The organism is Thalassobacillus sp. C254 (assembly GCF_001310615.1).
Genome location: NZ_BAXQ01000010.1, coordinates 113,842 through 125,808 on the forward strand (window position 1 = coordinate 113,842; position 11,967 = coordinate 125,808).

The window sequence follows — 11,967 nt, forward strand, 5'->3', positions numbered from 1 at the left end:
ACCGGCTGGGGATATCTTTGTACCGGATGCTTCCAAGCCCGTTTATGCTGCCGCTGTTAAGTTCTACAATTCTGATTGTAATTTTTCTTTTAATTACCGATATATCCTATGATACATACATGATTGGCGGGCAATGGATTGAAAGCTTGTTAGGTCCTGCTATTGTGGCACTCGCTACCCCCTTTATAAGCAGGCGGAAATGTTAAAAAAATATTTTTGGCCAATAATCGGTGGAGTTTTGCTGGGAGCCTTTGTGGGAATTTTGTCAGGGATTTATTTAGCAAGGTTATTTGGTATTGAAGAATTTCTTTTGTTTTCGTTAGTACCCAAGTCTGTAACTACTCCGGTAGCAATGGAAGTTGCAGCTTCAATAGGCGGCGCCCCACCCCTGGCAGCTGTGTTTGTCGTGGTAGCAGGGATAGGCGGTGTTGTCCTCTCAGGTTATTTATTCAAACTATGTAAAATTGATCATTTTCTTGGAAAAGGAATAGGCCTTGGTGCTGCATCTCATGCCATTGGCACTGCGAAAGCTTTGGAAAATAACGAAAAAGAGGGCGCCGCAAGTTCCATTGCTATGACGTTAAGCGCAGTTGTTGTTTCCATCTTAGCCCCGCTTATCATAATTTTTCTATATTGATTGGCGGCTGCCAGAGAAGAAATAACAAGGTTCTTAGTATCTGGCTGATCAAAAGTTAAAGGACTGTATGGTATAATGAGGAAAATCTGAATTGAAACAAACTTCGTTGGAGGTTGCGTGAGTGGCTCACTTGATTAAGCTAGACGATTACATTTCCAGGTACCAATTAGATTTACAAAGATATCCGAGCCAGTTTACCCGTTTAAAAAAAGAGCGGTGGGAGCTTTTAAAAGGCTCCTGGATCCAGGTAAATACAACAAGGCTTGAGAGCAAAAAAGAAGATGTTTACGATGACTGGTTTGAAGACGTCAATAAAGGGTTTGTAGCAAAGACTTTTGAAAAAGTAAAAAAGCTTCGAAAGCCTGCTAAAGAAGATGGTGCGGGAGAAGACTCTTCATTCTCCTACTTAAAGGGGAAAACAAAAGAAGATATCAGGGAAATATTTTATTATGAGTTATTTCAATCTCAGTTAAAGTGGGCCAGCTCATCTTTATTAGAAGAGTCAAGAGTACATCCTCGCTATAGGTATGATTATCGTCTTCGGGATTTTTTACGGGATTTTCCTGATAATTACTTTTTCATGTATTATCCAGTTTTCGTAGTAAAGGGTGCGCCAGTAGAAATGGAAATTATTATTTTGTCACCCACTGAAGTATGGTGTTTATCTGTTCTTGAAGGCAAAGATCATAGTGTGTTTGAAGCATCATCTGACCGCTTCTGGAATGAGTACATTGATAAGGAAAGAAAAAAAAGACTTAGCCCTTTGCTCTCTCTAAATCGAATGTCAGCAATTATAAAGGCAGTTATGAAAGAAGAAGGGTTTTTTATGCCTGTCAGGCAAGGAGTACTTGCGCCTTCATCCATGATTGATAATAAAATCGTGGGAACCAAGGTAGAAATGATTGATAAACGGACTTATCCCGAATGGCTTACTAAAATGAAGCGACATCCTTCTCCTGTCAAAGGACTGCAGCTTAAGACAGCAGCTGCCTTATTAAAGCATACTCATACTGTAGCCTGCGAGAGAGAAAGTACGGAGGATAAGGAAAATCCTGATGATCACCTTTCCTTTTCTGAAGGATATGGAAATAACAAATAAAAAAGAAAGTCGGTCTCCCTGAAAAGAGAGATGACTTTCTTCATTAGCTAAATACAATTGTTTTATTACCATGAACGAGGACTTTGTCATCGTTGTGCCACTCTACAGCTCTGGCAAGCGCAATTTTTTCAACATTACGGCCTCCAATTTTCAAATCGGCAATAGAGTATCGGTGGTTTACCCGAAGAACTTCCTGTTCAATGATCGGTCCTTCATCTAAGTCATCAGTCACATAATGGGCCGTAGCCCGATAAGTTTGACCCCTCGATTGAAGGCTTTTTTGTATGGATTAGCTCCAATAAAAGCCGGTAAAAACGAGTGGTGGATGTTAATAATTTTATGGGTGAAGTGGGATACAAACTGTGGTGAAAGAATCTGCATGTACCTGGCGAGGACAATGAAGTCAATGTCCAGATTTTTTAATAATTCTATTGCTTCCTCTTCAGCATCGTGCTTATTTCCTTTGTTAACGGGAATATGATAAAAAGGGACGCCATACGATTCTACAGTAGCTTGTAAGTCTGGGTGGTTGCTGATAATTGCAGGGATATCCACTTGCAGTTCCCCAGAACGCCATTTCCAAAGCAATTCCAACAGGCAGTGATCTTCTTTAGAGACAAAGATTGCCATCCTTTTTATCTTTCTTTCACTTTCAATTCGCCAGCTCATATCGAAACGATCTCCAACCTCACTAAAACGCTCTTGAATCAAAGGGAAGTTGTGATCAAAGTCTTCCAGGTCAAATTCAATCCTCATGAAAAACATACCGCCTTCTGGATCGGTACTATATTGATCAGATTGAACAATGTTAGCATTGTAGTTATATAAGAAATTTGAAACTGCTGAGACAATGCCCGGCTGGTCAGCGCATGATATTAATACTCTCGCACGGTCTTGTTTCTTACTTTGTAGCATTTCTCTATCCTCCGTTATTCTCTTGTATCAGTTACGGGTTATACTATACCACTCCTTATGTTGAAAAAAAGCGCCCGTTCCTATAAAGCACAGTTTCTAGAGAGGACTGATGCTTTATGTTCACCACAGACATAGGCAGCCGGAAATAATCCAATGATTTCAACAAGGGGGAAGCCAATGAAAACAGATCTGCAAAAAAAAAGCAGCCATGCACGTATTAAGGCCTGGTTTGAAACCCTTTCAAAAATTGTGGTGGAAAGCACCTCTCCAATTGAAGAAACACAGTGGCAGCTGGTTCAAAAGCAAAAGAACAGCAACAGGGACACTGATATTCTTGCTTCTTTCTCTATTACCGGAAACAGGCTTATCTTTACTCTCGATTATCCTCTTGTTATGGGTGAAGGGTATTTTGTTATTACTCCCTCAGGTGCCCGCATTCGGTACTGTCGGGCTCAGCTGTGAGAACAGAAGAGTTTGACAGGTTGTATGCTTACCACGGGAATGACCTTGGAGCAGTATGGGGACCGTCTTATACGGAATTTGCCGTCTGGGCGCCTACTGCTGAAAAGGTATCTCTGCTTTTATACAATGCTGAAGCATCTCGCCCTAAAATCAGTCTGTTAATGAATAAAACAGAGAAGGGAGTATGGAGATATACACTAAAAGGCAACCATGAGGACTATTATATACTTACCAGGTATTTGTTAATGGAGTCTGGCATGAAACGGTTGATCCTTATGCTAAATCGTTGACCGCAAATGGACGCCACGGAGCGGTTATTCGTAAATCTGAAGACTTATTAAGGCCTGAGCGCCCGCCATTCATATCTCCTGTTGATGCGATTATTTACGAGGCTCATGTGCGAGATATGACTACCCACCTCAAAAGTGGAGTGAGGGAAAAAGGAAAATACAGCGGGCTGGCAGAACGGGGAACGAGAATAGAAAGAGAAAACATTACTACTGCTCTTGAGCATATTATTGAAATGGGTGTTACACATGTTCAGCTTCTTCCAGTTAATGATTTTGGAAGTGTGGATGAAAATCGTCCGTTTATGAATTATAATTGGGGGTATGATGCTACCCACCATTTTTCCCCTGAAGGAAGTTATGCTACAGACCCCAATAATCCTTTTTCACGTATAGAGGAACTTAAGAATCTTATTCATACATTCCATGAAGCTGGACTTCGAGTAGTGCTTGATGTTGTATTCAATCATGTTTATATAAAAGAAGATTCTCCATTTGAAAAGCTCGTCCCAGGGTACTACTTCAGGTATGATGAACATGGTTTACCATCAGATGGTACAGGAGTAGGAAACGACACGGCTTCTGAACGGGCAATGATGAGGAAATACATTGTGGATTGTATTACCTATTGGGCAGAAGAATATCAAGTTGATGGGTTCCGTTTTGACTTAATGGGAATTCATGACATAAAAACGATGAAGCCGTCCGGCAGGCAGTTAACCAAATCGATTCTTCTATTCTTATTTACGGGGAAGGGTGGGATATGCCTACACCTATTCCCTATGAGGAAAAAGCGATTATGGCCCATGGGAAACATTTGGAAGGGATTGGGTTTTTTAATGATGCTTTTCGAGAAGCGATGAAGGGAAGCTCCTTTAATATAAAAGAACGGGGCTTCATTAATGGGAAGAGAGAAGCAGAAATTGAAGTAGAGAAATACATGCACGGCAGCATTCCACTGCAAGCTGGAGATCCTTCTTTGTTTACAGATCCTGCTCAATCTATTAATTATATAGAATGTCATGATAATATGACGGTGTGGGATCAATTGAAAGTTTCCGTGCCAGAAGCAAATGAAAGACTGTATGAGAAGATGCAAAGGCTCGCCCTTACCGCTGTGCTCACCGCTCAGGGTATTCCTTTTATTCATGCGGGTCAGGAGTTTTGCAGGACAAAACATGGGCATGTAAACAGCTACAATGCTCCCGATTGGCTGAACCAAATGGATTGGGAAAGGAAAAAGCAATATCGTAAGACTGTGGAGTACGTAAAAGGACTTATTAAAATTAGAAAAGAAATACCAGCTCTGCGATTAAAGGATCAGGAAGAAATTCAAAAGAGGTTTTCTTATATTCAGACACCCCCGCATGTGGTCGGCTTTCATATAAAGAGACTCTCGGAGGAAGAAGATTTTAAAGAACTGATTGTCTTTTTAAATGGGGCATGGGAAAAGGTAGAAGTGTCTTTGCCGAAAGGTATCAAATCTTGTCAAGTTATCGTTGACGATCAAAGAGCAAGTTTGATACCATTAAAAACAATTGACAGCAGTACTATTGCTGTTCCGGCAATAAGTGCTACGATATTGTATCGATAAAGCAGAGTCCTCTTTTTATTGACTCTGCTTCATTATATAATAAACATTTAAGGTTATATTCTCCACGCCCGTTACGGCAAATAATGTATAAAGGATTTCGTCATGAAAAACACGGATTACTATATGAAAACGAGGGTGAAGTTATTGAAACCGCTACTTGGAGAAGGTTGGGATCTAGAACCAGCCGGAGGGGCCACTGGTGAAGCGTACATAGCACATGATGGAGAGAGGAAGCTTTTCTTAAAAAGAAATTCATCTCCCTTTTTAGCTGTGTTGTCTGCTGAAGGAATTGTACCAAAGCTGTTATGGACAAAACGGTTGGAAAATGGAGATGTGATTACCGCTCAACAATGGGTTTATGGACGGGAGTTAAGTGCTCATGAAATGACAAGGGTAGATGTTGCAAAGCTGTTAAGCAAAATCCATTCATCAAGTGAACTGCTGGATATGTTTAAGCGGATAGGCAATGAACCTTTAACACCTGCCAGCATTGTGGAAGATTTGCAGAATCAGATTCTTCAGGGAGGACTTTCTCACCCGATGCTCCAGGAAGCTGTCACTTATCTTTCTTCAATGAGAGAAAAAGTTGCTCCTCCTGAAATGGTCGTGTGTCATTGTGATATCAACCATAATAACTGGATTATTAGTGAAAAAGAGCATCTCTATCTTATTGATTGGGACGGGGCAACTGTTGCAGATCCCGCGTTGGATCTTGGGTTACTTCTTTATGAATATCTTCCCAAAAGCCAGTGGGGAGTATGGCTTAAGTCATATGGCGTTATACTTGATGATCAGCTTGAAGTGAGAATGCATTGGTATGTTATTTCTCATGCATTATCTGCATTGCTTTTCCATCTCCAGCAAGGTGAAACTGAGGAAATCGAAAGATGGAATAAAGAATTAAGAAAACTATTAACGACCAATCGCTTATTCCTGAAAAATAATGTATTTCCCGGGGAATAGAATCATTTTCTGTCGGAAGTCTGTGTCCTCCTGAATACCAGGAGGTTTTTTGTCTGTCATCTCCTGTTTTATATTTTAAGATATGTTCATCCTTAACATGGAAATAAACAGGCGGGCACGAAAGAGCAATGGAGAGAGGTTCTTAGAAAACACGTAACAAAAGGAGGAAATCAAAATGAGACTTAGGAATAAGCCATGGGCTATGGAATACTTACAGTCGCATCCTGAGTATGTCATCACTAACCCTGAAGATATCCAATCGTGGAAACAGCATTTTGGGACCGACCATCCCCTTCATGTAGAAGTAGGAACTGGCAAAGGGAAGTTTTTAAAGGATATGAGCGAAAAATATCCTAATATTAATTTTATAGGTGTCGAAAAATATGAGAGTGTTCTCGTTTCCGGTGTCGAGAAAGCAGTAGAAAGTAAGCCCACAAATCTTGCATTCATCCATGCTGATGTAAATAACCTCTTTGATTATTTTAAAGAAAATGAAATCGACCAACTATATATAAATTTCACTGATCCTTGGCCAAAAGCACGACATGAAAAAAGACGATTAACCTACAAGGGTTTCCTGAGTAAGTATAAAAAAGTATTAAAAAACAATGGGGAAATTCATTTTAAAACAGACAATCAGGGGCTGTTTGAATATTCTATTGAAAGTATGTCCAGCTTTGGAATGATTCTTAAAAATGTAAGCCTGGATCTGCATAAAAGCAGCTGGGATGACAATGTAATGACGGAGTATGAAGAAAAGTTCTCCAAGAAAAATTATAGAATTTATCGTTTAGAAGCTCAATTTGAAAAACCCTCCTCTACATAAAAGGAGGGTTTTCGCATGGAGTCGGAGAAATAAGTACTAGAGAGCACCACGTAAAAATGTAAGCGAGTTCAAAAGGAGGAGAGCAAGTGGAACAATTAACGATTGGGGATTATACGTTAACATGGCTTCAAGGAGGAGTCACACATTTGGACGGCGGAGCATGTTTGGTGTTGTGCCAAAACCTCTATGGTCAAAGTTGTATCCAGCAAATGAAAACAATCAAATTGAACTCAGGTCTGATCCTATTTTGGTTCAAGGCAAGGGAAAGAACTTTCTAATTGAAGCCGGACTTGGAAACGACCGTTTTTCAAAAAAGCAATTGAGAAATTATGCGATTACTGAAGAATCTTTTATCATAAAAGGTTTGGACACAATGGGACTATCTCCGGACGACATTGATGGTGTGTTAATGACTCATATGCATTTTGACCATTGTGCCGGCTTAGTGCATAAAGAAGAAGAAAAAGATGTACCTTTTTTCAAAAATGCAGTAATCTATACTTCAGAAATAGAGTGGGAGGAAACAAGAAACCCTAATATTCGATCAAAAAATACATACTGGGAGCAAAATTGGAAGCCCATAGAACATCAGGTTCAAACGTTCAAACAGCAAACAGAGGTGCTGCCGGGCATAACGATGATCCATACGGGTGGTCATAGTGCAGGACACAGTATTGTTACGATTGAACAGGGGGAGGACATGCTCATTCACATGGCCGATATCATGGGTACTCATGCACATAAAAATGTGCTCTGGGTCATGGCATTTGATGATTATCCAATGGATTCAATTGAAGCAAAGAGAAAATGGATGGATATTGGGTATAACAACGAAGCATGGTTTAGTTTTTATCATGATTATAAGTACAGAGCCATTCAATTTGATGGACAAGGAGAAATAAAGAGGAGTATTACAAGGGAAATATAAAAGAACAACGGGAAAATGGGAAGCAGAAGCTTTTTGTCAGAATGTCGAGAAACCCCTTCTGCTTTTCTAAAGCAGAGGGGTTTCTCATTCCGTAAAATATTTATTTTCGGGAATTTGTTGTAGGTAAAGAAGATCGCAAACCACCTTACACCCTAGGTCTACTACTCATAGTAAGTTGTCTTCTGGCACTAATTGATCGATGGAGACTACCTCTAATTCAATTCTTTCCCTGAATGGATGTAACATGGCATTCACCCCAGGTAAAAAATTGTAAACGAAACTTCCACATGACTTCACCACGATTTGGAGAAGCGAAAGACGGCGACTCCTGGGGGAAAAGCAACAGCTGAAGATCCCGCAGGACGATGTTCCCGAGAAAGCTGAAGCGTTGGCCGCGGACAGCGTCCGTCTGTAGTGAATGGAGAGTGTGGACTTTTTAGTCGACTAATTATACCTTATAAATTTGAATAATAGGTTAATCAATCAAAAAAATGCTATGGAGAAAGTCTTAACCGTTTACAGGAAGCAGAAGCTTCCTGTTTTTTTATGGTTATTTCACCAGATTCACAGGTAGATGACTGCATGTTTTTCTCCTATAAAAGGGGCGGGCAATAAAAGGAGTCCTGCCACTAAAATTTGTCATTTTGGGCACCTTAAAAGTAGAAATGGACCGAAATACATTTCACTTTAAAGGAGAGAAAGAAAATTAGTACAATACGACGCGGAAAAAAAGAAAATTCAAAAGTAGACTGGACAGTATTTGGGTTATCTGGAGGTTTATTGCTACTGTTTGCCTTACTATCATTTATTAGTATGGAGGCAGTAGGTTTATTTGTAAGTGAAACGTTTGCCTGGTCTGCTGCTTACTTTGGGGCATTTTGGCAGGTTCTTATGCTGGCTACGTTTGCAGTTGCTATTGTATTAGCTTTTTCGACCTACGGTAAAGTGCGATTAGGCAATACAAGCTCTCCTGAGTTAAGCAATTTTAAATGGATTTCGATTATTATGGCTACTTTGTTAGCAGGAGGGGGAGTGTTTTGGGCTGCTGCGGAGCCAATGTATCACTTCATGGAAGTACCTCCATTGCGCGGTGGAATTACTGAAGGAACACAGGAGGCGGTAGCACCTGCCTTATCCCAAAGCTTTATGCACTGGGGGTTTTTGGCCTGGGCAATATTGGGGACCATTAGTGCAGTCGTAATGATGTACGGATATTATCATAAAGGAATGCCGATGAAACCGCGAACGCTCTTATATCCGATGTTTGGGAAAAGATTAAATGAGAGCGTGTGGGGAAAAGTGATCGATGCTTTTTCCATCATTGCCGTAGCTGCCGGCACGATAGGACCGATTGGTTTTCTTGGACTTCAGGCCAGCTATGGGTTAGAAGCACTTTTTGGAATACCGGATATTTTTATGACGCAGCTCGGCATTATTATTGGAGTGGTAGCTATTTCAACTGTTTCAGCTGTAACAGGTTTGCATAAAGGAATACAGCTGTTAAGCCGGTTTAATGTTACTTTAGCCATTGTTCTAATGCTCGCTGTATTAATTTTGGGCCCGGGAGGCTTTATTATTGATTCTTTTATTTCTTCTTTTGGAACCTATGTTCATCAATTCATACCAATGAGCACTTATCGGGGAGACCAGGGATGGCTCAGCTTTTGGACGCTCTTCTTTTGGGGATGGTTTATCGGGTATGGGCCGATGATGGCTATGCTTATCAGCCGGATATCCAGGGGGCGGACCATCCGGGAAATTGTCATAGCGGTAGGGATTATTGCTCCGGTCGTAACAACATTCTGGTTTACCATTGTCGGAGGGAGCGGTATCTTTTTTGAATTGAATAACCCTGGTTCAGTTTCTGACGCTCTAAATGAAGCAGGAATGCCGGCATCAATGATCGCCATTACTGAACAACTACCTTTAGCGGTCATAATTTCTCCATTGTTTTTATTATTGACGGTATTGTTTGTCGTAACCACAGCTGATTCAATGGCTTACACCATTGCTATGGGTGTTACAGGACAAGGAAATCCCGGCAAAAGCATGAGAATTTTTTGGGCAATTCTCATGGGGACGATTGCGGTTATTCTGCTTTATTTAGGGGAAGGCAGCATTGACGCCCTTCAATCATTTATCGTCGTTACTGCTGTACCGGTCAGTATTTTATTATTGCCTATGTTATGGCTTGCCCCAAGAGCAGCAAGGAAATTGGCTGAAGAACAGGGCCTGGTTACCCCTTCTAAAAGATTATAAAAAATAATAGCCCCGCTCATAAGGCCTCCTTCCTTTTACATTTAACAATAGGATGTAAGAGGTGTGATTGTTTTTGGTTATTTTTGATTGAAAATGATTTAAAATGATTGATCATGATCGGGTGTGGGTATATAATTACAATGTAAGCGATTAAATGAGGGGGGAGTATATGCTTCATATAGAAAGAAAAGAAATAATTTTGTCTGTATTAAAGAGTAAAGAAGTAGTTTCTGTGCAGGAACTTGTTGATGCAACACAAGCTTCTGAATCAACCATTCGCCGGGACCTTACAGATCTTGAAAATGAGAACTATTTGAAAAGAGTTCATGGCGGCGCCTCTCTCCTTCGCAAAAAGAAAGAAGAATTAACTGTAGCAGAAAAAAAGGTAAGAAATATAGAAGAAAAAAGAGCCATAGCAGAATATGCTGCCAGCTTAATTAATACAGGAGAAAGTATTTTCTTAGATGCAGGGACTTCCACAATTGAGATGATTCCTCATCTTGCGGAAAAGAAAGTGGTGGTTGTCACAACTGGTGTTTATCATGTGCCTCTCTTGCTTGAACATCACATAGAAACCTATGTAGCAGGAGGCCATGTGAAACAAAATACCGGTGCTTTAGTTGGAACAAAGGCCTTGCTTTCACTGAGAGAATACCGGTTTGATAAATGCTTTTTAGGAATTAACGGTGTGCATCCAATTCATGGGTATACCACTCCTGATCCTGAGGAAGCAACTGTAAAACAGACCGCCCTGTCATTAGCAGCTAAAGCATATGTCCTGGCAGATCCCTCCAAGTTCGGCGAAGCTGTTTTTGCTTCAGTAGCTCCTATAGAACAGGCTGCTATTGTAACAACTGATTCATTACATGAGGAGCGCTTAGAGGAGTTAAAAGAAAAGACAGAAATTAAGGTGGTCAATCAACTATGATTTACACTCTCACTTTAAATCCAGCAGTAGATTACATTGTCAATGTATCAAATTTTGAAATTGGACAGGTAAACAGGGCATCAAAAGAAAGTAAGTTTGCTGGTGGAAAAGGCATTAATGTATCAAAAGTGTTAACGAGGCTGGAAAAAGAAAGTACGGCTCTTGGGTTTATCGGAGGATTTACGGGCCAATATATTCAAACGTCTTTAGATAAAGAGAAAATTTCCTCTGAATTCATTCAGGTAAACGGTGATACAAGGATTAATGTGAAGTTAAAGACAGAAGAAGAGTCTGAAATCAATGGTATCTCACCAACTATTTCAGAAGAAAATCTAAGCAGCTTGAAAGAGCAGCTTGGACATCTGAAAAGTACAGATGTACTGGTGCTTGCAGGCAGCGTCCCGGATACTGTTTCTTCTTCAATCTATACAGAAATAATAAATATGGTAAAAGAAAGAAATGTAAAGGTGTTTGTGGATACGAGCGGTCCGGCATTAAAAGAAGTAATGAAAACAAGCCCCTTTTTTATTAAGCCTAATCATCATGAATTAGCTGAACTTCTTGATGTAACAGTCAACACAGTAGAAGAGGCAGCTCATTTTGGAAAAAAAGCCCTTGAAAAGTGGGATATTACTCATCTTTTAATTTCAATGGCTGGTAAAGGAGCCGTTTATATTTCAAAAGATGAAGTTATGCATGCCACTGTTCCTTCAGGTAATGTAGTTAACTCGGTAGGGGCTGGAGATTCTATGGTTGCTGGATTTATAGCCGGCTTTGAAGAGGGACTTCCCTTAGAAGAAGTGCTGGCAACAGCGGTAGCCGCAGGCAGCGGGACAGCTTTTTCAAATGGTTTTTGTACAAAGGATCTCGTACATTCGTTGAAAAAGAACATTAAGATTACATCTCTCCAACAATAAATACTAGAGAGGATGAAAGAGATGAAAATTACAGAGCTTCTCAAAGCTGATACGATACAGCTCGACTTGCAAAGCTCTTCAAAAGAAGAAGTCATTGATGAATTAATTGGTACTCTTGATAAAGCGGGGCGCCTGCATGACCCTAAAGGATG

At 40.3% G+C, this 11,967-nt stretch carries 10 protein-coding genes and 3 pseudogenes; 12 read left to right on the plus strand and 1 reads right to left on the minus strand.

The annotated features are described in order from the left end of the window. Positions 1–44 precede the first annotated feature (44 nt). A pseudogene (locus tag JCM19033_RS11355) lies at positions 45–637 on the plus strand (LrgB family protein). 121 nt (positions 638–758) lie between these two features. Further along, positions 759–1,736 carry an NERD domain-containing protein gene (locus JCM19033_RS11360; RefSeq protein WP_054636388.1) on the plus strand — a complete coding sequence of 326 codons (978 nt, stop codon included), beginning with the start codon at positions 759–761 and terminating at the stop codon, positions 1,734–1,736. 43 nt (positions 1,737–1,779) lie between these two features. Here the strand turns inward: JCM19033_RS11360 and purU are convergent. After that, positions 1,780–2,651, minus strand: a pseudogene (gene purU, locus JCM19033_RS11365) (formyltetrahydrofolate deformylase). A gap of 177 nt (positions 2,652–2,828) precedes the next feature. On the opposite strand from purU, the gene JCM19033_RS11370 reads away from it, so the two are divergent. The 10 genes and pseudogenes from JCM19033_RS11370 to pfkB all read left to right on the plus strand — a co-directional run bounded on the left by JCM19033_RS11370 (position 2,829) and on the right by pfkB (position 11,815). Then, positions 2,829–3,113 carry a hypothetical protein gene (locus JCM19033_RS11370; protein WP_054636389.1) on the plus strand — a complete coding sequence of 95 codons (285 nt, stop codon included), beginning with the start codon at positions 2,829–2,831 and terminating at the stop codon, positions 3,111–3,113. After that, a complete protein-coding gene (locus JCM19033_RS11375; RefSeq protein WP_054636390.1) occupies positions 3,110–3,403 on the plus strand; it encodes a hypothetical protein in 294 nt (97 codons plus the stop codon). Before JCM19033_RS11370 ends, JCM19033_RS11375 begins: the two co-directional genes overlap by 4 nt. Further along, complete coding sequence (locus JCM19033_RS11380) at positions 3,400–4,263, plus strand: alpha-amylase family glycosyl hydrolase (RefSeq protein WP_054636391.1); 864 nt, start codon at positions 3,400–3,402, stop codon at positions 4,261–4,263. The genes JCM19033_RS11375 and JCM19033_RS11380 overlap by 4 nt, the downstream gene beginning before the upstream one ends. Next, entirely contained in the window at positions 4,200–4,994 is a 795-nt protein-coding gene (locus JCM19033_RS11385; RefSeq protein WP_054636392.1) for an alpha-1,6-glucosidase domain-containing protein, read from the plus strand. The genes JCM19033_RS11380 and JCM19033_RS11385 overlap by 64 nt, the downstream gene beginning before the upstream one ends. Before the next feature lie 135 nt (positions 4,995–5,129). Next, the gene (locus tag JCM19033_RS11390; protein WP_306301331.1) at positions 5,130–5,957 is read left to right on the plus strand and encodes a phosphotransferase family protein; all 828 of its coding nucleotides are present in this window, start codon (positions 5,130–5,132) and stop codon (positions 5,955–5,957) included. 175 nt (positions 5,958–6,132) lie between these two features. Then, positions 6,133–6,783, plus strand: coding sequence for a tRNA (guanosine(46)-N7)-methyltransferase TrmB (trmB, locus tag JCM19033_RS11395; RefSeq protein ID WP_054636394.1), 651 nt, complete (start codon positions 6,133–6,135; stop codon positions 6,781–6,783). Between the two features lie 86 nt (positions 6,784–6,869). Then, positions 6,870–7,711 (plus strand): annotated as a pseudogene (locus JCM19033_RS11400) (MBL fold metallo-hydrolase). Between the two features lie 714 nt (positions 7,712–8,425). Further along, positions 8,426–9,970 (plus strand): BCCT family transporter, encoded by a 1,545-nt coding sequence (locus JCM19033_RS11405; RefSeq protein WP_054636395.1) that lies wholly within the window; start codon positions 8,426–8,428, stop codon positions 9,968–9,970. A 169-nt stretch (positions 9,971–10,139) separates the two neighbouring features. Continuing rightward, positions 10,140–10,898 carry a DeoR/GlpR family DNA-binding transcription regulator gene (locus JCM19033_RS11410; RefSeq protein ID WP_054636396.1) on the plus strand — a complete coding sequence of 253 codons (759 nt, stop codon included), beginning with the start codon at positions 10,140–10,142 and terminating at the stop codon, positions 10,896–10,898. Further along, a complete protein-coding gene (gene pfkB, locus JCM19033_RS11415) occupies positions 10,895–11,815 on the plus strand; it encodes a 1-phosphofructokinase (RefSeq protein WP_054636397.1) in 921 nt (306 codons plus the stop codon). Before JCM19033_RS11410 ends, pfkB begins: the two co-directional genes overlap by 4 nt. Positions 11,816–11,967: the final 152 nt, after the last annotated feature.

What these genes read in the sequence shown, in the direction of transcription:
- JCM19033_RS11370 (WP_054636389.1), top strand. Translation starts at nt 2,829, where the DNA reads ATGAAAACAGATCTGCAAAAAAAAAGCAGCCATGCACGTATTAAGGCC.
- JCM19033_RS11385 (WP_054636392.1), top strand. Translation starts at nt 4,200, where the DNA reads ATGGCCCATGGGAAACATTTGGAAGGGATTGGGTTTTTTAATGATGCT.
- trmB (WP_054636394.1), top strand. Translation starts at nt 6,133, where the DNA reads ATGAGACTTAGGAATAAGCCATGGGCTATGGAATACTTACAGTCGCAT.
- JCM19033_RS11410 (WP_054636396.1), top strand. Translation starts at nt 10,140, where the DNA reads ATGCTTCATATAGAAAGAAAAGAAATAATTTTGTCTGTATTAAAGAGT.
- pfkB (WP_054636397.1), top strand. Translation starts at nt 10,895, where the DNA reads ATGATTTACACTCTCACTTTAAATCCAGCAGTAGATTACATTGTCAAT.